Source organism: Pseudomonas lurida, from assembly GCF_002563895.1.
GTDB classification, from domain to species: domain Bacteria; phylum Pseudomonadota; class Gammaproteobacteria; order Pseudomonadales; family Pseudomonadaceae; genus Aquipseudomonas; species Aquipseudomonas lurida.
In genome coordinates this window covers 4,268,389-4,292,644 of the sequence record NZ_PDJB01000001.1, presented here as the reverse complement: position 1 = coordinate 4,292,644, position 24,256 = coordinate 4,268,389, and the positions used below count along the sequence as shown (strand labels likewise).

General features: G+C 52.9%; 18 protein-coding genes and 3 pseudogenes. 9 read left to right on the top strand and 12 right to left on the bottom strand.

Annotated elements, in window-relative coordinates:
- The first annotated feature begins 73 nt into the window (after positions 1–73).
- Entirely contained in the window at positions 74–457 is a 384-nt protein-coding gene (locus tag ATH90_RS19425) for a hypothetical protein (RefSeq protein ID WP_098467078.1), read from the top strand.
- A gap of 54 nt (positions 458–511) precedes the next feature.
- Here the strand turns inward: ATH90_RS19425 and tnpC are convergent.
- Together tnpC and tnpB are read right to left on the bottom strand one after the other, a co-directional pair.
- Positions 512–2,046: pseudogene (gene tnpC, locus ATH90_RS19420) on the bottom strand (IS66 family transposase).
- A gap of 61 nt (positions 2,047–2,107) precedes the next feature.
- On the bottom strand, positions 2,108–2,434 hold the full coding sequence (gene tnpB / locus ATH90_RS29635; RefSeq protein WP_280523652.1) for an IS66 family insertion sequence element accessory protein TnpB: 327 nt from the start codon (positions 2,432–2,434) through the stop codon (positions 2,108–2,110).
- Between the two features lie 860 nt (positions 2,435–3,294).
- Here tnpB and ATH90_RS19410 point away from each other — a divergent pair.
- The 3 genes and pseudogenes from ATH90_RS19410 to ATH90_RS19400 all read left to right on the top strand — a co-directional run.
- The gene (locus tag ATH90_RS19410; protein WP_098467077.1) at positions 3,295–5,565 is read left to right on the top strand and encodes an autotransporter family protein; all 2,271 of its coding nucleotides are present in this window, start codon (positions 3,295–3,297) and stop codon (positions 5,563–5,565) included.
- Between the two features lie 2,136 nt (positions 5,566–7,701).
- Positions 7,702–7,920 carry a hypothetical protein gene (locus ATH90_RS19405; protein ID WP_098467076.1) on the top strand — a complete coding sequence of 73 codons (219 nt, stop codon included), beginning with the start codon at positions 7,702–7,704 and terminating at the stop codon, positions 7,918–7,920.
- A gap of 136 nt (positions 7,921–8,056) precedes the next feature.
- Positions 8,057–8,777 (top strand): annotated as a pseudogene (locus ATH90_RS19400) (IS66 family transposase); the annotation flags it as partial.
- Positions 8,778–8,873: 96 nt separating this feature from the next.
- Here the strand turns inward: ATH90_RS19400 and ATH90_RS19395 are convergent.
- The 3 genes from ATH90_RS19395 to ATH90_RS19385 form a co-directional block, all read right to left on the bottom strand.
- Positions 8,874–9,692, bottom strand: a complete 819-nt coding sequence (locus ATH90_RS19395; protein WP_098467075.1) for a helix-turn-helix transcriptional regulator — start codon at positions 9,690–9,692, stop codon at positions 8,874–8,876.
- A 5-nt stretch (positions 9,693–9,697) separates the two neighbouring features.
- Positions 9,698–10,237 carry a YbhB/YbcL family Raf kinase inhibitor-like protein gene (locus ATH90_RS19390; protein WP_098467074.1) on the bottom strand — a complete coding sequence of 180 codons (540 nt, stop codon included), beginning with the start codon at positions 10,235–10,237 and terminating at the stop codon, positions 9,698–9,700.
- A 299-nt stretch (positions 10,238–10,536) separates the two neighbouring features.
- Positions 10,537–11,454, bottom strand: a complete 918-nt coding sequence (locus tag ATH90_RS19385; protein ID WP_342352877.1) for a LysR family transcriptional regulator — start codon at positions 11,452–11,454, stop codon at positions 10,537–10,539.
- A 134-nt stretch (positions 11,455–11,588) separates the two neighbouring features.
- Between ATH90_RS19385 and ATH90_RS19380 the strand changes: the two genes are divergently transcribed.
- Complete coding sequence (locus ATH90_RS19380) at positions 11,589–12,641, top strand: Gfo/Idh/MocA family protein (RefSeq protein ID WP_098467072.1); 1,053 nt, start codon at positions 11,589–11,591, stop codon at positions 12,639–12,641.
- Positions 12,642–13,100: 459 nt separating this feature from the next.
- The gene (locus ATH90_RS19375) at positions 13,101–14,186 is read left to right on the top strand and encodes an L-dopachrome tautomerase-related protein (RefSeq protein WP_098467071.1); all 1,086 of its coding nucleotides are present in this window, start codon (positions 13,101–13,103) and stop codon (positions 14,184–14,186) included.
- Between the two features lie 34 nt (positions 14,187–14,220).
- Here the strand turns inward: ATH90_RS19375 and ATH90_RS19370 are convergent.
- Positions 14,221–15,124: pseudogene (locus ATH90_RS19370) on the bottom strand (LysR family transcriptional regulator).
- A 97-nt stretch (positions 15,125–15,221) separates the two neighbouring features.
- Here ATH90_RS19370 and ATH90_RS19365 point away from each other — a divergent pair.
- The 3 genes from ATH90_RS19365 to ATH90_RS19355 all read left to right on the top strand — a co-directional run bounded on the left by ATH90_RS19365 (position 15,222) and on the right by ATH90_RS19355 (position 17,343).
- Positions 15,222–16,232, top strand: coding sequence for a zinc-binding alcohol dehydrogenase family protein (locus ATH90_RS19365; protein ID WP_098467070.1), 1,011 nt, complete (start codon positions 15,222–15,224; stop codon positions 16,230–16,232).
- A 98-nt stretch (positions 16,233–16,330) separates the two neighbouring features.
- Positions 16,331–16,630: a putative quinol monooxygenase gene (locus ATH90_RS19360; RefSeq protein ID WP_098467704.1), complete on the top strand. Its 300-nt coding sequence runs from the start codon at positions 16,331–16,333 to the stop codon at positions 16,628–16,630.
- Between the two features lie 458 nt (positions 16,631–17,088).
- Entirely contained in the window at positions 17,089–17,343 is a 255-nt protein-coding gene (locus ATH90_RS19355; protein ID WP_244905995.1) for an Arm DNA-binding domain-containing protein, read from the top strand.
- A 290-nt stretch (positions 17,344–17,633) separates the two neighbouring features.
- Here the strand turns inward: ATH90_RS19355 and ATH90_RS19350 are convergent, their stop codons facing one another.
- From ATH90_RS19350 to ATH90_RS19325, 6 genes are read right to left on the bottom strand one after another with little or no spacing between them, the layout of a single operon-like run.
- Complete coding sequence (locus ATH90_RS19350; RefSeq protein ID WP_098467069.1) at positions 17,634–20,426, bottom strand: conjugative transfer ATPase; 2,793 nt, start codon at positions 20,424–20,426, stop codon at positions 17,634–17,636.
- Positions 20,426–20,845, bottom strand: a complete 420-nt coding sequence (locus ATH90_RS19345) for a TIGR03751 family conjugal transfer lipoprotein (RefSeq protein WP_098467068.1) — start codon at positions 20,843–20,845, stop codon at positions 20,426–20,428. Before ATH90_RS19345 ends, ATH90_RS19350 begins: the two co-directional genes overlap by 1 nt.
- Positions 20,826–22,307 (bottom strand): TIGR03752 family integrating conjugative element protein, encoded by a 1,482-nt coding sequence (locus ATH90_RS19340; RefSeq protein ID WP_098467067.1) that lies wholly within the window; start codon positions 22,305–22,307, stop codon positions 20,826–20,828. Before ATH90_RS19340 ends, ATH90_RS19345 begins: the two co-directional genes overlap by 20 nt.
- Positions 22,297–23,184, bottom strand: coding sequence for a TIGR03749 family integrating conjugative element protein (locus tag ATH90_RS19335; protein WP_098467066.1), 888 nt, complete (start codon positions 23,182–23,184; stop codon positions 22,297–22,299). The genes ATH90_RS19340 and ATH90_RS19335 overlap by 11 nt, the downstream gene beginning before the upstream one ends.
- Entirely contained in the window at positions 23,184–23,855 is a 672-nt protein-coding gene (locus ATH90_RS19330) for a PFL_4703 family integrating conjugative element protein (protein ID WP_098467065.1), read from the bottom strand. Before ATH90_RS19330 ends, ATH90_RS19335 begins: the two co-directional genes overlap by 1 nt.
- Positions 23,852–24,256 carry a TIGR03750 family conjugal transfer protein gene (locus ATH90_RS19325; RefSeq protein ID WP_098467064.1) on the bottom strand — a complete coding sequence of 135 codons (405 nt, stop codon included), beginning with the start codon at positions 24,254–24,256 and terminating at the stop codon, positions 23,852–23,854. The genes ATH90_RS19330 and ATH90_RS19325 overlap by 4 nt, the downstream gene beginning before the upstream one ends.

Below are 24,256 nucleotides of genomic sequence, written 5' to 3'. Positions count from 1 at the left end.
TGGGCATCTGCTCACAATTGGCGTGCACTAGCGCTATCATAGGTGCATTGGAGCCCTCGGACGCTTAGGACAGATGCTTTATCTATATGCAGATGGCAGCGACAACGACGCTATCGAGGCAGAGCTTTTGGCTCCGTTCAATGGTCTCGTATGCGAATGGTCTGAGCTGGGTGCGTTCCTCGTGAACCAGAAACACCAGCGCGATGAGAGCGTATCTGAGAATGACTTGCCCGACTGGTTTATTGGGTTGAACCTTCCCATTGAGAACCTCGGCATTGAGCAGGTCAACCGCCTGATTCCTTTTGCGCAGAAGCTCGCTGTATCTACGGGACGAGAGTTCGCCTTAGGTGTTTCTAGCTCTCAGGGCATTAGTCAGGAAATTGTTTATCTTGATGCGAATGCAGGGGAGCACGAACACTCCATCCTTATAAGCCTACTGAGTGCGAGCGTCCGGTGAAGACAGTGTTCAAAATGATGCTTTGTAAGCGCCGGGGCATCTCATCTTGCGCAACTAAATTGGTTGCCATCGATGCGGCAGCAGCTCTTCGATCTCACTCGCCCGCTGTGTCGGCAGCCGTGTCAGCACATCTTTCAGATAGGCATACGGATCATGCCCGTTCATGCGTGCCGACTGGATCAGACTCATGATCGCGGCCGCCCGTTTGCCACTGCGAAGCGATCCGGCAAACAACCAGTTCGAGCGTCCGAGCGCCCATGGCCGTATCTGGTTCTCAACTGGTTGTTGTCGATGGGCACAGCCCCATCGTCCAGGTAGCGCGTTAGCGCTACCCAGCGTTTCAGGCTGTAATCGAGGGCTTTGGCCGTGGCTGATCCGTTGGGCACCAGGTCGCGCTGGGCCAACATCCAGTCATGCAGTGTTTTGATGATCGGTACCGCCTTTTCCTGGCGTATTCGCCAACGATCCTCATCGCACATGTCCCGAGCTTGGCGTTCAACTTCGTACAAACCACCAATCGAGTACAGCGCTTGTTCAGCCAGCTGGCTTTTGTTCGCCACATGCAGATCGAAAAACTTACGACGGGCGTGGGCCATACAGCCAATTTCGATGATGTCTTTCTCGAAACCGGCTTTGTAGCCAGCGAAATCGTCGCATACCAGCTTGCCGTTCCACTGCCCAAAGAAGTTGCGCGCATGCTCGCCTGCACGACTGGGACTGAAGTCATAAACAACAGCCTTGAGCGCCGAAAACGGCGTGGTGCTGTAGGCCCAGACGTAAGCGCGGTGAGTTTTCTTCTCACCTGGCGCGAGCATCTGAACCGGAGTCTCATCGGCGCGGATCACGCCCTGGGCCAACACTTGCTCACGCAGCGCATCGACCAGAGGTTGGAGTTGTACGCCGGTCTGTCCGACCCATTGCGCCAGTGTCGAGCGAGCAATCGCCAGCCCGGCCCGAGCAAGAATCTTCTCCTGCCGGTACAGCGGTAAATGGTCGGCGAACTTCGCCACCATCACATGGGCCAACAGGCCTGCGGTCGGGATTCCCTTGTCGATCACTTGGGCCGGTACAGGCGACTGGATCAGTGTTTCGCACTGGCGGCATGCCCATTTTCCACGCACATGCTGCTCGACGGTGAACACGCCGGGTGTGTAATCGAGCTTCTCGCTGACGTCTTCGCCAACGCGCTGAAGTTGACAGCCGCAGACGCACTGGGTGTTTTCTGGCTCGTGACGGATCACTGTACGTGGGAACTGCGGCGGCAGCGGCGTACGCTTGGGGGGCTGACGTAGCTCGTCCGGTGCAGGTGACGGATTGACCGCCTTCAGCTCGGCCTCGATGGCCGCGATATCAGTGTCGAGTAAATCGTCGAGCAAGCTACCTTGGTCAGGGCTTAGCTGTTCGCTGCGTTTGGCGAACTTGTGTCGCTTGAGGATGGCGATCTCATGAGCGAGTTGCTCGTTGACCGTTTCAAGGCGGTGGATTTTCTGACCCATCGAGTCGACCTGGTGAAGCAACTGCAAGGCCTGTTCAGCTAAGGCACGTAGCTGTTCCGGTGTCATTTGATCGAGATTGGGCGAGGAAGTCATGCCGCTGATTGTGCCAGAGCCGGAAGTCAGCAGCGATAAACCGATGGGCTAATGGCAGGCGTTACAAGACTGTGATCAAGCCGCCAGCACCGACCCGTTGCCATGGTAAGCCCAGTACCAAAGCCTGAAGTTGCTCGTTATCGAGTTCGACCTGCGATCCTTGCCGAATGCCGGGCCAGTGAAACTTGCCTTGATTCAATCGTCGCACCGCTAGCCAGATACCCACGCCGTCATGCACCAGAACTTTCATCCGATTGGCGCGGCGATTGGCGAACAGATAAGCGCAGTGCGGCTTCGCCGCGCCGAACACGGCAATGACCCGGGCTAACGCCGTTTCGGTGCCGGCGCGCATGTCCATCGGTTCGGTGGCGAGCCAGACCGCATCGATTCGAATTACCGCAACAGGTCTCGCAGAAAGGAGGCACAGGCGGCGGCGCTTTCGGTCGGCCAGTTCACTTTGACGGTGCCACGCGAGTGCTGGATTTCAACGCAGATGCTCGATGACGCAGCCTGGGAATGCCCTCCGGCGAGCTGCAAAGGTCGCGGAATGAAAGCAGGTTGCAGCTCCGTGACTTCGTTCGTTAGTACCCGAATCCATTTATAGACGAGGTTCGCGTTAAGGCTGTGGTGCTGCGCGACGCTGGCAATCGACGCGCCGGGCTGAGTGCACTTTGGACTACCTGGGCCTTGAAGGATTTGGAATAGGATCGGCGTTGTGACTGCATGGAAAGACCCGCTTAAAAGGCTAGAAATGGTGTCCACCTAAATTAGGTGGACACCATCGCCTTTGGCGTTGGGGTCAGGAAGGTGAGTTGGCCGGACGCTTACCTTCTTTCTACCTGGCGAGTTGTATTATTTTTAACTCAACTGAGTTTAGAGGGGTGAATTATATTTTAGGGTGAGCGACGCTATCCGCGGAAAATCAAGTTTAGCTAAGTACTGTTCTAGAATTCTATTTTTTAGAGGCGGCGTCGCTGGAGTGCCGACTTGAAAAATTTGTCGTTTTGCTAAAAATAAATTGATCGAAGTTTAATTTGGGGATAGGATAAATTGAAGTTTAATGTATTTTTGTTATGATGGGGTGAGTGTGTACTAAGAGCGATTTGTATGTCATGAGTTAAGCGCTATGGGGCATAACTATCGGTTATTAATATTTATAAAAAATAAAAATAATTTTAAATTATCTTAATTATACTCCCCACGTTATTGTCGTTCTGGTAGCAGCATGCGCTGCAGTAGTGTTGAGCAATGTTCGATACTTTAAACCCTTACTACTTAATGCTGGGTAAAGATTTTATGTTTGTATTTAAAAAGCTAATGTCTTCGCGTCATTGGATTGCGGTTCCCATGTCTTTGTTTGCCGTTTCAGGGTGGGCTGCTACTGATGTTGTGTCGACGTCTGTAGCACAAACTGGTAAATACGTTCTCTCTGATGGATTGACAATTACGCCAACAGGTATTTTTACGATAACTTCGCCTAAGGCCGCTATGCTCCAGGGTTCGGGGCCGCTTACGATAGATGGTGGTGTTCTCACTGGTGTAGGTAATGCCAACGGGTTTATAACCGGTGGGGAATTTAAAGTTATCAATGGTGGTAAAGCAAATTTTGCAACTCTTGGCTTGGGCCTCAAGAACGCCGAATCTCAGTCGACTTTAATTAGCGGAGCCGGAAGTAACGTGCGTGCATCACGGTTGCATGTTGGGGGGGATGGAGACACTTCAGTTGTGGTTTCTAATGGTGGTAGATTGGCTGTTGGCACAACAAACATAGGAGGGAAAGTCGGTCTGAGCAATGCAGGAAAGTCTGCTATAAGTATTGGAGCTGCGGAAGGGGACAAGGCGCAGGCTGCGGGCACGTTTTTAACAAACAGTCTGATGTTTACCTCCGTGAATAGCGCTTTAGTATTCAACCATACGTCGAATAATTATATTTTTTCCGCACCTATCAGCAGCGACCCCAACGGTATCACAAATGGTGTAGGCGGTCGGTGGGGGACGATCAAGGTTTTAGCTGGTACTACGACACTGACTGGCGATAATTCGCAGTTCGGTGGTGCCGTTCTTGTTAAGGGGGGCGTGCTGCGTGCAGGGCGTGCCAGTGCCTTTGGATCTTCATCGGTTGATGTCCAAAAAAATGGCACACTTGATCTGGCGGGTTTTGATCAAAAACTAGCCTCTCTTGATAATGCCGGCATTGTTTCATTGGTTGGGGCGAAACCTGGAACGGCGCTTACTATTAATGGTAAATACGTCGGCAACAATGGTCTTCTGCGTGTAGGTTTGAATACTAAGGGAACTTCCGATCGACTGATTTTGGACGGTCCAACTGCTTCGGCCAGCGGAAAAACTATTGTGCAGGTTGCAAACCCCGATGCTTTGGGCGCTGCGACCAGCGGCGATGGTCTTGAGGTTGTTACTGCAAAAAATGGTGCCACCACCACAGCTCAAACCACTAAAGACGCGTTTTCGCTTGACGGAGGGACGATTGACGCGGGTGCTTATGAGTATGGCCTTTTTGCTGGAGACGCAAAGGGGGGCGGTGAGAACTGGTATGTGCGATCGCAAGGTTACCGTGCAGAGGTAGCACTCTATTCGGCGCTACCCAATCAGTTGCGCCAAAGCAATCTGGCCATGCTGGGCGACTACCGTAAGCGCATAGGCGACGAAGCGTCGAATGCGTCGGGTGACGGAGATCGCCGTCTTTGGACGCGAGTTATTTCATCTGAAGTTGACATTTCGCAAGGCGGCGGAGCTTCAGCTCGTAGCAATAGCCACATTAATGGGTTCCAGCTGGGCAGCGATCTTCTAGCATATTCAAACTGGCGTGCAGGTGTTTACATAGGTCAACTGGAAGGTAGTTCGAGCGTAAAGGGGGCCGTGGGTGGTATCAATAATCTGAAAGCGGGCAAGAATACCCTTCGCAGCCAGTACTTCGGGGCGTATGGTACATACACTACTGATAGCGGCCTTTATGTTGATACGGTTATTCAGTCGGGCAATCATAATTACACCGTTGAATCTCTCCGAAATCATGCGAAAGGTAAAGGCAGTAGCTTGTTGGGGTCCGTTGAGGTTGGTAAATCTTTTCAGTTGGGGGCGGGCTCGTGGAGTGTAGAGCCTCAGCTTCAGATCATTCATCAACGCTTGGATATGCAAGATTCAAAAATCACGCGCGCCCAAGTGAAATTGAAAACCGATAACGACTGGATTGCGCGTGCAGGGTTACGCTTGAAAGGCCAATTTGAAACTTCCCTCGGTGCAGTGCAGCCTTATGCTCAGGTTAATGCCTACGCGACTTCAAACGGTGCTGATGTGGCACGTTTTATAAATAGTTCGAGTACAACGGACGTTTCAACGTCTACTGGCGGAAAAAGTGTTGAGCTCGCAACTGGCGTTAGTTTGGAGTTGACCCCAACGATTGGTGTGTATAGTGAAATTGGTAAGTTATGGACCGCGGGTGGTAACACTGACGTATCTAACTCGGTTAGTGGTACCCTTGGGCTTCGTATGAAGTGGTAAGAAAATCTTCGCACGACTTTCTTTCGTTCCCCAAGTATGGACTGCCGATAATGGAGCTGCCTTGCCCTACTTGAGTTCGGCTGGAAATCGACGCTTTACCTTGAACGGAAAAAAACCGAACAGGCTGCGTGAAAATGCAGCTCGTATCGGATAGAAGCAAATCCCCCGACGATTCGGGGGATTTGCGTTTCCGTATTTGGAAAAGCAGAAGGGCTTTCAGGCAATCATCTCCATCATTCCTCTCATACTCAGCAAGTTTTTCGACGCTTTCAGATAGTTCGCGTTTATCGTCTGCGCCATTTCCATTCGAGTACTTTTTCAGCTACCGCCGCAGGAACTTTTCGTTGCCCAAAGCCCATTGCTTCAAGTTCCCAAACGGGTTGGCGACGATAGATTGGCGATTGTCCGCATGTCGGGGTGAGCATTCATGCGCTGTGCCATTCGCTCAAATGCGTTATGTGCGCCAACAAGCTTATGAAAAATCGAAAACATGTAGCTGCGCAACATCCTCTTGCCTGGGTGCATCAACACATTCATGGGAATTGAAACCTTGTGCGCCGATGATCTTCATAAGCTTCCATCCAAACCTCTTGGACCGACCGTGATGTTGAGCATGCTCTTGGGTACCGCACCCAGTGTTCTATGGAATTGCAGGCAGAACTGGTTACTAATTTACAAAGGATGGGGAGTATAAAATGTGGGCCCAGTCAAAGCAGTGAGTTCACCTACCAGTTTAGTCAAATCTGACTTGATTGGGAGCGTCTGCACCAGGTCGGCCCCCAATCAGAAGCACGAAAGCTCAGAATTACCGCGGCCAGACCCAGTTCAGTGATCCAGGCTTTGCACTTGTCACCGCCGTCCTCGTCGAAGTTAAGTATCTCTGGATGCTGAAACGAATCCATTTCATTGAGCACGACTGGTGCAGGTTGGATTAATTTGATTTTTCAGGCATGACCTCGCCCTTGCTGTAGGGATGGATGTCAAAGCTGAGAAGGCGCTAAAGATTAATGATTTATTTATTGTTTAATTTAATGATTAATAACTTTTTTCGTTTGCTGCTAAGTGATCATACTGGATGCGTGCCACAGAACCTCGGTTCGTTCTCATACCCGAACCCAGGATCCGATGGTGCCGGCGATACATAGCATTTTCTTGATTTGGGGTTCTTTACCTCGCTTCTTAAATCAAGATAAATGCCGTTATTGTCCGCTCGCTAATACCGACTAGCTTTGATCAGCAGTGAAAAGGGGCTAATGATCAGAGGGAGTGCCAGGAAGGCTTTTTCGGTATTAGCGAGTTTTTACCTCTTTGTGTTTCTGCTTTGGGGCGTATAAGCCCCTTTTTTATGCCTCTTTTTTATAAAGTTATCAAGGGTGAAATGATTCTGTGGATGCGAATGGGAAATTTGATCTTTGGAACATCTGTTTTTGGGTAGTCCAACTGGCCGCCCTTGTTGTCCATTTTCAAATTAATTATCTAATCTGATTGGCGTTACTATTAGTTATAGTTTATGGGGGGTGAAAATGGGTATGTACAAAAAAACTGCTATTTGCATTTTTCTTAGCAGTCTATCCGCGATGTCTTTAGCAGTCGAGTCCCCCAATAGATCGTTGCCGCAAAAGTATGAAGTAACTTCTGGTCGCTCGTTGAATTCACTAGAGTCTATGGTGGGAGAGGTCAATCCCGAGCAAAAGCTATTTTCTATAAAACAAAACACACCGAGTATAAATTTTTTGTTCATTCAAAAGCCTCGGCCTGAAGTCACTGGAAATCCGAGCATTGATAATCTTAACGTTCGCCAAATGAATGAGTGCATTCGAGCGTTTGGCGGCAACCCTGTAGTTTGTGGGAATTAATCCAGCAGGGTAATAAATCCGGCAAATGTTGCGAGCATACATGCGTCGCTCACCGCAACGACCAATATTGTTTCAATGGGACGTATTACAGTTACATTCGAGTGAATGTGTCCAGAGACAACATAACAAAGTTACCAATCGAGCAGTTTAGCAAAGTCAAGGATGTTTGCACTCCTTTGTGCCGTCGGACACAGCACTAGTGTGGTCGCGAGTGGTTAAGCTAGAGCGGTAACTTCAATAGATTTTATATGATCAGTGGCAAGCTTCTCGGAGAGTAATAATGAGCACAGCGCGAAAAAAAATTATTGCAAGAGTATTTGAAGTCATCATTTTTTTATTTTTTATGTTCATAGTTGTGATGTTTTTAACAGGAGTTGCTATCGATGATTTCCGGCTAGTTGAGATGAAGCATGATTCAGGAACGCTGCTCGTTATGGTTTGGCAGACTCTTGTTGTGGCTGCTGCATTTCTTTGGTTTTGGAGGTTTCATAAACAATAATGGAAATTAAAGGGTGTCTGATGAATAAGCGGCGTCATGCGTAAACAAACGCCCCTACGAATTCTTAGTGAATATAAAGTATTTTTCAATTGCGTTGTTTTTCATTACCTGGTTAAGTTTTTTTAGTATTTAAAATTTTTGCCACCAGCCAGTTCTCAAACTTGCTGCTGTCGTTTACGATTTCAGCCCGAGCCGCGCTGGCGAACATGTTCGAGCCTTCCTGGGCAACTGAAACTGCATGCAGGTCTGTGAAGACTTCGCGGGCTACAAGGCAGGCTTTGAGGTGCGCGTCATGGAGATCGGCTGCGTGGCCCATGCCCGCCGAAATTTCTTCGACTTAAACGCGACCAACAAAAGCCACGTTAGCGAATAAGCGTTGAACTAGATTCGGCCTTGTTCAAGTTGAACGAGAAGTCCGTGAGCTGGAGACGGAGGCCCGGCAACGAATACGGCAGGAAAAAGTACCGCGGATCATCGACTCACTTCATACTTGGATGATCGCCTATTGGCAGTTAGTGCCTGAGGAATTGGTCATCGCCAAGGTGTTGGACCTCAAACACTGGATAGCGCTCACGCGCTACCTCGATGACGTGGCCGTACCCATTGATAATATCTGGCGCGAAAGCCAAATCTGACCATGGGCTCGTGGACCCAAGAGTTGGCTCTTCGCAGGGTCGCTACGCAGCGTAAAACGGGCAGCGGGGCGATAATGACTTTGATCTAGTCTTCGCGATTGAATGGCCATGATCCGCATGCTTATTTGAAAGATGTGCTCACGCGGCTGCCCATGCAGAGGGCGAGTGAATCGCCAATTGCTGCCGCATGCTGTCAATCGCTTTAGTTGCACAACGGGATGACAGTCCGAAGATATCGACAGTAGTCCGTGTTACGTCGAGCGCGAGGGTCAATCGCGTGTAGGGCAGCAACAATAGGCGAAGACCTCACGGATATGCTCATATCGCTGCCCGCAATTCACGTGGTGACAGGCCATAGTGTAGGCGAAAGCGAACAGCAAAACGTGAGGCCGAGGCGTAACCGCACGCACCGGCGATTTCACCGATCGGGCGAGAAGTTGTTTGCAATCGTTGCAATGCTGTCGACAGTCGAACGCTCTCCAAAATATTCCTGAAACTATTACCCTCTTTCGCCAGTTGGCGCCGCAAAGTCGACTCACCCAGATTCATGTGTTGTGCGATGCTTGCAACCGTCCAGTTTCTTTCCGGGCTGGCCATTATCAGTTGCTGCACACGTTCACACAGTGGATCGTTGCGTCCCATCAGCAGAGGTCCGACCTGGCCGCCAAGGCATAGGCTCAGAAGAACAGCTTCCCCATAATGTGTGCATAGTGCCTGGGGGGCATTCCCATTGATGGCGGCCAACAACTGCTCCCATGCCTGCGTTGTGTGCCTGTCCAAAGGAACGCATAGGTCGGTCTTCAGTACATCGCGACGGCTTATAATCTGCTGGCCATATCGGGTGCTGAAGTTACGCAATGTCGAGACGGGGAAGGTCACCGCATCGGCGATGTAGTGACCGTGAGGGCCTGGGATGTTGGAGATACCAAGCTCGCGCCCGGCCGGCATCAGAATCAGATGATGAGGCCCTGCGCGCATCTCACGATCATCCCATTGCAATAATTTTTCCCCTTGTTGCACTCGACATAAGGTGGTCACGAACACCGGAACCCTTGGCAAAGTAAGGGGGTGTCGCGCCCGTATGACACATGCATCGATAATATTTTCGCGGTGCTGTATGCCGTCACAAGGGCGCATCGTGCTTAACGTCCGTAAGTTGAAGTAATGGTCGCTTTGGCCAAGGCGTTGGCGTTGAGCATATAACCCACCAAGGCTCCGCTTGCCTGGTTGTCGAGCGGTAGCTTATCGACTTTTAATGCCCATACAGTGAATTCATAGCGATGAGGTTTATCTCCCGCAGGTGGGCATACTCCGCCAAATCCCGGCTGGCCGTAATCGGTTCGCCCTTGTACTGCACCGACAGGCAGGTTCGCCCCCACTCCTCTTGGCAAGCTATTGGTGGAAGCTGGCAGGTTAAACACCGTCCAATGCCACCAACCGCTACCGGTTGGTGCATCGGGATCGTAAACGGTGATCGCGTAGCTTTTAGTACCCGCAGGGGCGTTTATCCAGGAAAGCTCTGGAGAAGTGTTGCCACCTTCGCAGCCGAAGCCTTGGAACACTTCACGACTGGTCAGCGGTCGATTATCGGCAATATCCCGGCTCGTCAGTGAGAAATCGGCAGCGTATCCACTGAGTGTTACTGCCATGGAAAGTGCAGGTAGGATTGATCTGATTCTCATCGTGACTCCATCTGAGTCTTAAAGTGAAGCTCGAGTCTAGGTTGAGTAAAGAGTGGTTACTGTGCCGAAATGCTCGATAACAGTGCCGAAATGCTCGATTGCTTAGGAGAACGACTGACTCTCGACCTGTGTTGCCCAGACGCTTACGGAAAAACTGACTTCTTCAACACAATCGGACGACCAGTTTTCGGTCGTAAGTTGGCCGAATGCGAACAGAAGGGCATCAGCTATTACTTCACCGACTATGAATTCGAAATCGGCTACAGGTCGCGCCGAAGAAAAAGTGCCAGGTGAAAAAACTATTTATTTCTCAATGCATAAGGCCCTGAGCTTAAGTGTGCACTTAGAAACTCCAGACATACCCTTATTTTCATCGACCCAGAAGCCCGAACCGTGGTCACTGCGGACACGTCTGCTGGCTGAAAATAAGCAGGCAAAATGCGGGCAAGCTTCCCGTTACTTATGCTCGGAGCAACGTCCCAGGTTGATGCCATTATGACTCCGAAACCTTCATGCGCCCATTCTCGGACGATATCGCTGTGGTTAGACGCCATCGGCCCTGTGACCTTAACCGACTCAGGGCCGTTAGGCCCCTCTAAGCGCCATACGCCAAAGCTCTGATCCCTGCCACGAAAAAGCAGACAATCATGGCGTTGAAGATCGTTCAAGGCTGCTGGATTCCCTCGTTCCTTCAGGTAAGTTGGTGCAGCACAGAGGATCCTCTGACTATCCGCGATCTTGTGGACAATTAGATTCTGTTCGTGAACTTCTCCAACTCGGATGTCGATGTCGAACTGCTCGCGAATGAGATCAGTTCGACGGTCAACCAATTCCAGCCATACCTCTAGCTTAGGATGGCGTTTACGAAGCAATGTAAGCACTGGGGCGATATGAAATCGCCCGATTCGCTGGCTGGTACTGATACGTAGCATGCCCCTGGGTTCGATACGATCACCCAGTGATGTTTCAAGCATCCCATTGACGTTGTCCATGATCGTTTGCGCCCAAACGAGCATTGTCTCCCCATCTTGGGTGATCGAAACACGCCTGGTCGTGCGGTTAAACAGCTTACAACCCAGCGCTTCCTCCAGCGCCAACACACGCTTGCTGACGTGAGCGGGAGAAATTCCAAGTTCGGTCCCCGCGGCGATAAAACTGCCACGTTTTGCGATAACGGAGAACAGAAGCAAATCCCTGAGGAAGGGATCATTGTTCACTATGGGAGAATTCTTATTTTCCATATGGCCCAATTATAGACTTACTGGCTGATAGTAGCCTTGATCCTAGCAGATCGAATCCCGACCTTTATCATGTCGAGATTTATAACAATAACTCTCGCGAAGATTAAAGCATGTCCAAAATCAGAATTGTGGTAGCCGGCGCCGGCCTCATCGGTCGACGCCATATTGAACTCATCCGGGCGAGTTCTTCCTGTGAACTGGCATCAGTTATCGATCCGCTTCAAATTGATACACCCTACTTAGATTCACTTGGGGTCTGCCAATATTCAAGCCTTGCTACCTGCTTCGCCGAGGACAAGCCTGATGGTGTCATCCTCGCCACCCCAAACGCGCTACATGTCGAACAGACCTTGCAATGCATTGAGGTTGGCGTTGCCGCTTTAATCGAGAAACCGGTGGCGCACAACGTTGAGGAAGGCAAGCGGTTACTCGCGGCCGCTGACGCCACCGGCGCTAAGCTGCTCGTCGGGCATCATCGTGCGTACAGCCCAATACTTGACAGTGCTCGCGAGGTCATACGTGACGATATCCTAGGAGATCTCGTTGCTGTGCAGGGGAGCGCTTTGTTCTACAAACCGGATGACTATTTCGATTCTGCTGTATGGCGACGCCAGGAAGGTGGTGGTCCAATCCTGATCAACATGATTCATGAGATCGGCAACCTGCGTTCGCTATGCGGTGAAATTGTTGCTGTTCAGGCGATGCAGTCAAATGCCGCACGTGGATTTCCTGTTGAAGATACCGTGTGTATCGGCCTGCGCTTTGAGAGCGGCGTGCTGGGTTCATTCTTGCTTTCTGACAGCGCCGGGTGCGCCCGCAGTTGGGAACAAACATCACAGGAGAATAAGAGCTATCCCACCTACGAGGATGAAGATTGCTACGTCATCATTGGTAAAAACGGCTCGCTGTCAGTTCCAACAATGCGGCTCAAATACTACGCAGCCCCCAAAGACCGGTCATGGTGGAAACCCTTTCGTACAGGGGTCGCTAGCATTAACCGAAAAGACCCGCTTGAAATCCAACTGGATCACTTCTGCAACGTCATACGAGGTACGGAACTGCCTCTGGTCTCCGTGCGCGACGGACTACGGAATCTCATCATCACCGAAGCAATCTCAGAGGCCGCAAGAAGCGGTTCGATCATCAAAATCGACCCAATTTAAGTTCTGTACATGGCTCCTGGTCATACCCATGCCTTGCATGAATCAGAGGCGGTTTCTCCTGTTCTCCAGATCTATAAAAACACTAACTGGAGTATTCAAATGACTGAATCGACAATGGGTTGCCGCAGCAGTATTACGGTTACGCTTTCCGCGAATCTCAGCATCAGCCTTGGCTGCTTTTTTGGGTTATTTTCAATTTTCCATTGAAAGTGTATGTGGACGATCGCGGATGGCTATCACAGCACGTCTGTCATTAGGCTGGATATCTCTCAATACACCGACGATGGATATCACGATGCTGCTTAAACCCCGTATCACCCTGATTCGAAAAGACGAGGCTGGACTTACTCAATTGTGGAACCTAAATCTGAAAAATGGGGGCGTACCGTTTCCACCCAGCGCTTACGCTCATAATCAGCAACCCAATTATTCCCAGCGATGGACTGAGGAGGCGTTGTGATGAGTGGGTTACGATCATTGTCGTGCGGGTTAGCAGTCGCAATTTTACTGGCAGGTTGTGTGAGCTTGCCAGATAAGGCGCCGACTCTTGAGGTTGCGTTGCAAAGTCGAAATCAGATCTGGAATGCCGTGGCTCATTACCAAGATCACACATATGTGGCGGGCCCACGCTGGACGGGGGGGGCGGGAGCGCAGCTTTCCATTGTCGATGCACAAGGACAGAGCGAGGCTTATCCCGATAGGGCTTGGAACGCCTGGGCGCCTGGGCAAGAGGCGAGCAATGCTTTTGTAAACATCAATGCCTTGCGTCTTGAAGGCTCGATGCTGTGGGTGGTGGATACCGGTGCTGCCGAATTTGGAGGCGATCCTATTCCCGGCGGGGCCAAACTCGTTGCGATCGATTTGGACAAAAAACGGGTCGTGCGCAGTTACCCTTTTTCCAGTGATGTCGCAAAGCCAGGGAGCTACGTCGATGATGTCCGGTTTCAGGGCAATCATGCTTTTGTGACGGATGCCGGTAACGCAGGTCTCATTGTCATCGATCTGCATAGTGGTAACGCAAAACGTGTGCTGGATGGGCATTACTCGGTCAGCGCTGGCACGGATAGAGAGATTATCCTCAGCGGTAAGACCGTAAACACGCCTAATGGCTCCCCGTTGCGTGTCAATGCCGATCCGCTGGAGGTCAGCCCTGATGGCGTGTGGTTGTATTACGGCGCGCTGCAGGGCCCTTGGTACAGGGTGCGTATTGCTGACCTGATTTCGTCGACGTTAACGCCCCAGCAACTCGCAGTTCGTGTTTTGCCTTTTGCTGACTTACCACCTACGGGCGGTACGGTGATGGATGCAGGCGGGAATTTATACTTCTCTGACTTGGCTGCTGACGCGATCCGTGTACGTCGACCTGACGGACGTATTGATACCTTGATTGTCGATGAGCGTTTGCATTGGGTAGATGCGCCGTTTCTCGATCTGGACGGTAGCTTGTTGCTGCCCGCTGCACAGATGGACCGTGTCGGCCTATTTAACGGTGGCAGCTCTCAGGTAGAATGGCCGATGACAGTTTTTCGCCTCTCAACTCGCTAGTCACCAGTAACACCTAGCAGTCACTAGCACTTTGCTATTGCTCTCTGACAAAGGGAGCAATAGCGATGAACCGCTGCCTCAACCACTGATGAAGCTCGGTCACCGCTCGCGACATTTGCCCACGGTGGGGGCAGGCAAAACTCAGGGGGTACACGTCTCCGGGATAGTCGGCCAAAACCACCACTAGCTGTCCCGCCTGCACGTCGGCGCTGACATCCAACCATGACTTGTAGGCCAGACCTTCTCCTTCCAGCGCCCAGAGGCGTACCACGTCAGCGTCATCGCTGAACAACGGACCGGTGACGTGTACCGTTTCTGCTCCCAACTGCCAGCGGTCATGCAGTCTGCCATTTTGCAGATAGGGCAGGCAAACGTGCTGCACCAGGTCTTGAGGAATCATGGGCGTGCCATGCCGTAAGAGGTAGTTCGGTGACGCCACAAGCACGCGACGGTTCAGAGGAACCAGGGGTAGGGGCGATATAGCTGGCGTCTCGGTTCTGACCGTAGCGGATGGCCACATCCACCGGGTCGCGAAACAAGTTGCTTACTTGGTCTGAGAGCAACAATCGCAGGTTTAACTCAGGGTGAAAACGTCGAAAATCTGTGAGCCACGGCAGCAGGATATTGCGTCCCAGGTCCGATGGTGCGGCGATATGCAAGGTACCGCGCAATGGGGCGTTGTCGCCTCGCAGGTTGGCGCGGCCTTGTTCCAGGTGCTCCAGCACTGAGCGTGCCGTGGACAAGTACTGTTCGCCTTCAGCGCTCAGACGTAGGCTGCGCGTTGTTCGTGTAAACAAGCGCACCTCCAACTCTCGCTCTAACCGCTTGATGGCGGCTGCAACTTGCCCGGGCAGTAAGTTGGCTTCGACTGCCGCCGCGGTAAAGCTACCCAAGGCTGCGCTGCGAAGAAAAAGCCCAAGGTCGTCTACACGTATCATTTTCTTTCCGGGAGTGAAAGTGTTGTTGGATTCTGTAGGTTTTTCTCTGTATTGGGAACGGTGAAAATGCAGGTAACCCCATTACCGATGAGTTGCCATGAAAGCCATTGCCTTTACCGAGCACGGTCTGCCCATCAACGACCCACGCTCTCTGCAAGATGTGGATATCCCCGCGCCCAAGCCTGGCCCCAGGGATTTGTTGGTGGAGGTTGAAGCCGTTGCAGTCAACCCTGTGGATACCAAAGTGCGTTCCGGGACCTTCGCCAAAGAACCAAAAATTCTCGGTTGGGACGCGGCCGGCATGGTGCGTGAAGTGGGGGCTGACGTCACACTGTTCAAACCCGGTGATAAGGTTTACTACGCTGGCTCGCTTATCCGGGCGGGCAGCTACAGTGAACTGCAGGTGGTGGACGAGCGTATTGTCGGACACCGACCGCAGTCTCTGCGGGCTGCGCAGGCGGCGGCATTGCCGCTGACCTCGATTACCGCCTGGGAGTTATTGTTTGATCGTCTTGGCGTCAGCGAAGGCGGCGGCAATGGCGATGTGTTGCTCGTCGTCGGCGCTGCCGGTGGTGTGGGATCAATGCTGGTTCAATTGGCCCGTAAGCTGACGGGCATGACCGTGATTGGTACCGCGTCGCGCCTCGAAACTATCGAGTGGGTCAAGCGCATGGGGGCCCACCATGTTATCGATCATCGCCAGCCGATGAGGGCCCAATTGCAAGCGCTGGGGCTGGCTGATGTCAGTCATGTTGCCAGCCTGACACACACCGAAGAGCATCTTCCGCAATTGATTGAAGTGTTGCGTCCACAGGGGCGCCTAGGGGTGATCGATGATCCTCGCAGTCTCGATGCGATGCCGCTCAAGTTGAAGTCATTGTCCCTGCATTGGGAGTTGATGTTTACGCGCTCACTGTTCGAAACCCCGGACATGATCAACCAACATCACCTGCTTAATCGTGTTGCCCGATTGGTCGACGAAGGCATATTGAAAACCACGCTAGGTGCGAATTTTGGCGCTATTAATGCAGCCAATATGCGTAGCGCCCACGCGTTGGTCGAAAGCAACAAAGCACATGGCAAGGTTGTTCTGGAAGGCTTTGTGTGAAGATTCTGATCATATTAACGGGATTGGTCCTGCTGGCGTCGTCGGCCATAGGATGCGAAAGCCAAACCTCCACTCTTTCTTCTGGCGGAGCTACGTTCGTGCAAAAACCTTTGATATCCATCGCCGTGCTCAAGGCTAAACCAGGCAAGCAGGAGGCGCTAAAGCAAGGACTATTGGCACTGGTTAAACCCACTCGCACCGAGCCGGGTAACCTTGACTATGTGCTGTTTGAACTACGTGACGCCCCTGGAACATTCTATATGCGTGAAGCATTCAAGGATCAGGCGGCACTCGATGCGCATTTCGCGACGCCGTACTTCAAGCAATTTGCAACAACGGCCGATGACTTGCTTAGTGAACCTCTGCAACTAATTTTCCTTGAGCAGGTTTCGAACTGAGATAGCTTCAATTCGACTACGATTTTTCCTCCAGGTTGGCAGCGCCACCTTGGGGGAAATGGTATCCAGAATCAAAGGCAGCGCATCCAAGCATTTACTCAGACCTTTCGTCTTTTTGTGTCTGAAAAGCCTCAGGAAACAAGTACATCATCAAGTATTCTTGCATCAATTTAATAAAATAAACCTCAACAGTTTCAACGAGTAAACCTCCCAATGCACGTCTCGTTCCCGCTCCAAATATTGATTCTCACAAGTCCGCTGGGCGCTGGGATCCACGAAAAAGACGCTTAGGCGTCTTTTTCGTTTCTGCGGAAAACCACTGGAATCCAGGGTAATCCAGTACGAACAACTACAGGATTAGGTACAACATTCCGGGCCCGTTCAAGTCCGTATTTTGACTGGCTCCGCTCGGGTCTCCAGACGAGCATCAGGTGCTGACTCTCTCACAGGAGCTCACCATGCCTCTCTCTGAATTCACCGTTCGGCATGCTCGAACCACCGGTAAAAACTATACCCTCAGCGACTTTGATGGCCTATCTCTTTGGGTGACCAAGGCGGGCGGGAAGCTCTGGCTGTTTCGCTATTATTGGGAAGCGCGCCAACAGCGCATGTCCTTTGGCAGCTACTCTGAACTCAGCCTGAAACAGCGCGTGAACGCCGTGATGAAGCGCGCAAGCTCACTGCGCAGAATATCAATCCTGCGAGCATTTTAAGCAGCGGCGTTTTGAGGTTGAAGCCGAGGTCAGACATACCTTCCAGATGGTCTACAACGAGTGGATTGCATTCCGCCGCCTAAGCTTGAAGGAAGGGCGCCAGAGCACGCCATCGCCCTTGGACGGTTAGATGCTGTCCGGTAAAAGGCGGATAAGTATGACCGACGATACGATGGCGTGCCTTACCCCTGCAATTGATACTTCCGATGAGCCGTAATTCTGAGATTCGGCTGGGCGATAATGTTTAATGCTTCGCATCTGAAGTTCGAGGTCCGCTAACGCGCTCCACCTTAAATGAGCATGCCGCGCTTTTGGTCAATGGCTTTAGCCACTGCCATAGCGGCATCCAGCTCGCTCATTTCATGCTCATTCATCAGTCTGAATCGCTCAGTTTTTTCTTCTGGCTCAGTCATTGCCATCGCCAGATAAAGGCTTGGCGGTATTGCTCGAAAAAGCACCTCGGTGGACTTCGAAAGGATGACCCCCTCCGTGAATTTCCCTGACTCTTTACGGGCTGAGAGCATGAGCGTTTTTTGAGCATCATTGAGTTCGCGGAACCGCCCGATTTTGTTGACTTCATCGGGTGGCATGTTCAAGCAGATCCACCACTCAATCATGTTCAACATCGGTTCTGCTGCTTTGGGAAGGTCATCGATATTCTGAGTGGCTAACCAGTACCAGGCTCCGAGCTTGCGCCACATCTTGGTGATCTTGAGGACATAGGGGGAGAGCAGCGGATTTTTGGTAATTATGTGGCCTTCGTCAGTGACATTGATGATCGGCCGGCCGAGCATCTGATCACGTTCAGCGATGTTATTCACTGTGTTAATCAACGAGATGTAAGCAATTGAGAGTTGAGCATTGTAGCCCTCTCTGGCATAGGTGGCGAGATCGACGATGGTGATGTCAGCCTCCGGCCATGGCGTACCGTCACGGTTGAATAGAACACCATCTGAACCCTGACAGAACATGTCCATGGCGTCGGCCATTTCCAGCATTCTGACGCGCCTTTGTTCTGGCAGACTTGCGTCATTACCGGATGCTCTCAACGCATCTCGCACATCCTGGGTCAGGACCGTTCGATGGTGATCTGCGCAGGATTTTGCAGCATTGATGATGCACTGCCGAATCATGCTCCGATCAGCGCGAGTCAGGCGCTGTTCTTCTTTCTCTTCGCCGCCGGTAATCATCAGGCGAGCAGTGATTTCGAGTTCACCCAGTACATCTCGCTCTTCGTCCTCCGTGGGCTCTGAGTCATCCATCGCGTCAGCATCCAGCGTTTTGACGTTACAAGGTGTATCAATCAGTCGGTATGCATCGGCAAAGGGTGCAAGGCTGACCCCCGTACCGGGCGCCAATTTCACCCGGTTGACCGTCAAGCCCAGGCGCTTGGCGAAGTCTGCGAACAGGCCAAAGCTATTGCCGGCCTCCGCAATGAAAATGCGTGGCCGGTATACCGCAGTGATCTGGTTCAGAATGTTGTTCAATGTTGCCGACTTGCCGGCGCCGGTCGGCCCGAACAGAAAGAGGTGGGCATTCATCTGCCTATCCAGGCGGTTGAGTGGGTCAAAGGTGACCGTGCCTCCACCACGATTGAAGAAGGTTATCCCGGGATGGCCGGTGCCTTCGCTACGCCCCCACACGGGCGCTAGGTTGGCAAGATGCTGTACAAACATCAGTTGCGTGTACCACTTGCTGTTACGAACGCCTGGATTGAACACACAGGGCAGCCAGCGTAGATAGCTGTTGAGCGGCGCGACCTCATGTTCATCGCGCACTGGCTGTAGCCCGGCGTTGAGCATGACGTTGTGAAGCCGCAACGTGCGCTCGTCTAGCTGCCGAATATTTTCGCCGCGCAGATAGAAGGCCACGGCTGCTCGGTACAACTTGTGAGCGCTGCCAATGTGGGACCTTGCCTGTTGGACGTCTTCCCGGGTTTGCTCAGACGCAAGCGTATCGCCGACTGACTTACTTGCCAGGTGATTGAGGTGCGATTCCAGCATGTCCTGCGGTGTGATCACTATCGTGATGCACAGAGTGGTCTCTTCAGGCATCTGGTCGAACAGGGTGTTGGTGGCATCGCCACCTTTAGACGTTTCGCCTGTCAGGTGACCTGTGGGGGGAGGGGATCGAAGACGATCTAGCACCACCACACGGTGCGGCATGTCATCCATGTACCAAAGGCCTTGCTCTGCATCTGAGCGGGGTTGCTCGAAGAACAGTCGTTGCGCAAAGTCCGTGCCGCTGGCTAGCTCCAGTTCATCAGATGCGTTGTCTTCTGGCAGCGCCGCCAACTGGTAAAAGGTTTTTCGTGCTTCAGCGTTATTGCCCAGTAATCGCGGGTCAGGGTTGAACCATCGCAATAGCCAGTTGTGAATCTGTGAGGCGTTCATGCGGCAAGATTTCACACCCGCATTTCCCATCCCGGCCACCAGCCGATCGCAAATGCTGTTGAGTGCCTGTTCACTGGATTGGGCGCGGCGGGAGGACGAGCCTTTGCTGCGGCGATAAATGGCCATCCGCACTTTACGAGTTTGGCCCCGCCAAGGGAGTTTGGTCACCGCGGTGTCTTCGAATAAACCGCCCGGCTTGGAAATAGCCTGCAGATGCTGCTCGAACATCTGGAGGTAGTACTCGGTGAAAGCCGTTCCTTGAGCCCGAGGTTGGATGTACGCCCGGAGGTTTCTCATGTAACCGTCCCAATCCGTCTCATCCTGCGCATAGAGCTGAACAACCCAGGGTTGGTCTTCCAATTCGTCGAAGCTATCTTGCAGCGCATTCTCCAGAGCGTCTCGCACCGTACGCAGCCAGCTAGCCTCCCGTCCTTCTGTACCAACCGGGGTCAGCTCATAAAGCGCAGCCACTGACTCTCCATCCTCCAGCAGCATGCATTGGGACTCGGGAAGAAATTCAACCCAAGGCAGCATGTCGACAAAGCTGGGTGCGTTTGCATAGAGGGCTCGCTCATCAGCGACTGTGCTTGGACGCGTCTGAGAGGTCCTCCATGCACCAGGCTCAGGTAATCCATGGGCCGCGAGCTTCTCGATGTGATCCTTCCCTGCATCCGACCTTTTCTGTTCCATCAGTAGTCCTCCGTCCGTTCGCCGGGCATGGCGTATTGAATGCGCTGGTAGAAGGGGAAGACCGTGCTGTAGCCGGGTACAGGTACGGGATCGGTGCCAGTCAAGTGAGGGAAGACGTACATCACTAGGTCAGGGTTTGGGAGGCGCTTAAACTGGCTGTAAATCTCGGTTTGAGAGGTTCGGGTATAGCTAGCGGTATCCGTGATCGATTCATCCATTGGCCTTTGCAAGAACGCGCGAGCGTCATGCAATTGCCGATCGATAGAGCCTGGTGACGCCGACCTGGTGTTCGCATCCCAGATGTCCATCATGTTCTGCGGACCATGGGGAAGCAGCTGATCCCTGCTGGTACTGCATCCGCTGATGAGCAACACACCGAGTAGAACCAGCAAAGAAGGGTTAATCGAGCTCGGATACATAGGTACCTCCAGAAGCATGCCGCACCTTGCGGCCCAACGTTTCGTAGTCGATCTCTAGCTGTCGGTCCAAGTGCACGGACACTTGGGCGCCGGGCTGCACGTAGATGGCGGCGAAGGCTTGGCCGTAGAGTTTATTAACCCAGTCGCCGATGTCTTTCACACCGCCTGAGAGGATGGTTTTCATCGCGTCGGTGCCGGTTGCTCCATTTCCTACAGGCGTGCCGGATGCACTGAATAGCGTGTTTGAGCCTTGTTGATCTGATTCCAGCAGTTTGGCCACGCCGGCGCCGGCTGCGGTGATCAAGCTTTTGGTGCCCAGGTACTGTTCAGCGTTGGAGCGCCGCTCACCCGAAATACAGGGGATGCCATGAGGGTCGCTGAGCCAACCAATTCCGCCCTGGATCTTGTCCATGCTTGATCCACTGGCTTGGCCTGTGCTTTGACGGTTAGTGAGCTTCTGTGGGGTGGGTACTGTGCTGATGCGACCATCACTGAACACGAAGGTCATGCTGATGATTTGCCCCCGCACGCAGGAAAGCGTCCAATCACCTGCGGCAGTGCCGCTAATGACCGCACCTGCGACGTCCGGCAGATCAATGCCATTCGCGGTGAGGTTGTCAGGGCCAATGAGTACTTTGAAGGGGTAGGGGTCGTTAACCACGCCATCAACCGGTACCCGGCCGATCAGGGCTGTCATGGCGATAGAGCCTGTAAGCGTGCTGTTCTCCGGCAAGGTATAGACGGGCTTGGCCGACTCTTTCTCCTCGGAGGTTTTGATATTGCGTCCCATAGCTTCGGTGGCAGCTTTCAATTCTCGCTGACCACGATTGATCTCATCGCTGAAGGCATCAGGAAAGCTGAAGCCTGTAGAGGGTTTGTTGGATCCGCTGGGTATCGGTTTACCCTGTGAATCCACCGTCGTGGCGTCCTGAGGAGCGATCCAGATCAGATCATCCTCACCTTTGGAGAACTGGTCACCATCCCCAGGCTGCAATCCCAGGCCTATGGGAAGGTCGGCACTTCGGTTACTCAAAAACTCAGTGGAGAGGCGTTGCTTAAGATCCTCCAGCAGGGTTTGTGTTTCCTGTTCGTTTAGCCGGCGGTGATCCTTGGGCGGCGCCTTCTGCAATTCGGTGCTCAAGGCTTGCTGAATACGTTGATCAATCTCACTGTCCCGTTGGCGTAAGCGTGTGTTTTCTTCTTGTTGACCTTTGTTGTCGGAGAGCAAGGCTTTAAGTTCGCTGCGCATCGCCTTGGTCTGGGCTACCAAGGTGGCCACCGTGTCGTTTGGTGTATCGCCTTCAATGCCGAGCTGCTTCATTTCCTCCTCGGTCAGCCTTGGTTCATTTGCCTTAGAGGACGATGCTGACGGCGGCTTGTTGGAGCAGGCTTTGAACGCCCCAAATACGACCAGCAGAATTAAGGGCAGGATCAGCCATTTGAGCAATCCATTACTGTGCATGAGCACCTCCCTGGGATGGCTTGAGGTTGATACTGGCGTCGACCTGGCTAACCGTAGGTGGCAATGCTTCAGCTAAGCCTTTGCCTCGGGTTACCAGGTAGGCGACAGTAGTATCGGTGGGAAGGTCGGCTGCCCCGAGGGTTTGGTGCTGAAACGCCGCGCTGATGAAATCGCCCTGTAACTCGCGAGGGTCCAGGTTTAAGGGCTGAGTCGACGTGTTGCTCAGCTTAATGGCGCTGACGAAGTAGTTCTCCAGTTGCCAGGCGCCAAGGAGGGTGGCGTTCACCGGCTGAGTCGGCATCAGGTTAATTAGATCAAGGGCACGGCGTTGCCCGACCTGTATGACACCCTGTAGCGGCTCTACAGTACGTAAGGGGGCGTAAAGGCTCTGTGCGGCGTAGCGGATGAGCACAACCGGCAGCGGCGTTTCATGGTGCTCTGGCTTCGCCTGTGCAGTGCCGGGGGAGGATGGATCGTCGTCGGTATCCGACCGCTCGTGGACAGATCCGTAGCTTTTCGGGGGGCGGGCAGCTTTGACTATTTTTACGGGCTCAAGTAACTGCTGATCGATGGCCTCTGTAGTAGCGACATCCACTAGGATGATTTCGCCTGTGTGCACATCCTGCAGCTGTAATCGCGTGGGAGGGATAGGCGCGCTGGCCCTTAAGTACAGCACGCCGCCGGTGCTTTGAATGCGCAGGGTGTGAGTAAGCGATCGGGGTACGCCGACTCTGACGTTCTGATCGATGAAGATGACGCGCTCTTGGCCAATATGCAGAGGCACAGGCAAAGGCAGTCGCTCCCAGGTCATGATCTCGACAGCCTGTGCGGTTGTGAATGCCAGTCCGAGTGGCAGGGCATAACGCAATCGGCGCATTACTGGCCTCCTTGTTTGTGTGGGGAGCGGCTGGTGGGCGGGACGGGAGGTGCGATGCGCTGCGGGGGGGAGTCGTAACAGTCCAGGGCCAGGCCAAAAGGGTTTTTCTCTGGATCGACGTCCAGGCGCACCACCTTCAAGGGGTAGCGGACAAAGGCTTGCTTGACGCGCTCCGAGCCGTAGAACTCCTCCGTGGCCAGGTCCAAGTGAACCAGCCATCGGTCTCGGCTTTGTACCCTGACACGAAGCTCTGGGTCATCTCCGTAGCCCCGTTCCGGGAGCTCGAATACACTACGAGTACGGTTGCGCAGTTCGCTCGCCGTTTGACGCTTCTGAAAGTCGCTTTCAAGTTCGGCTTGGCAGCTCGGTGTCAGGTAGGCACTGAGTTTATGGATGGCGCGTGGGTAGTCTTTTTCCCCGTCGGTGGGCCAGCGGTTGAGCTGTTGGAAGATGTAAAAGCCGAAGGTGTAGACCGATTCGGGTGGCACTTCCCACCATTTGCGCGTGCTGCCTGATCGTAGGTCTGGTGGGTTGTGAATAGTTAGGTCCCTCGGAGAGTCCCACCATCCAACGCCCATCAGCAGAGCTACGCCGAGAAGTGACCCGCAGCCGACGCGCAGCGTTTTCACGTGAGCTTCGAGTCGAGCTACCTCGTTTTTGAAGCGGCTCATGGATGACGGCTCCGGCGAGTGCTCCAAAGGCCTGAGCGCACCACGATATCCGAACCGCCAGTCCAAGCAGTGAGTAACGGGAAACGCTTGGCGATGGAGCACTGCAGGTGCCTATAGAGCCACGTCTCGGGTTTGCCGCGCTTGTGACGGCGCAGCAGTTTTCCACCGATTAGCAGACCCAGGGCGATGCATAGCATCATCATCGTGGGACCTAAGGCGATGCTCTCGAAGAGCACCGCTGCTGCAACGCCGATCGCAGTGCCCAGCACTGCTGACGCGGCGACAGTGATCCACATCTCGTCAGCGGTAAGGCCCAGGACAATGATGGGCTGGCGGTTAAGCCGCGTGGGTATGAAGCGCAAGGTGCCGTCAGGTAACTGCTGATCTAAATCCCTTTTCAT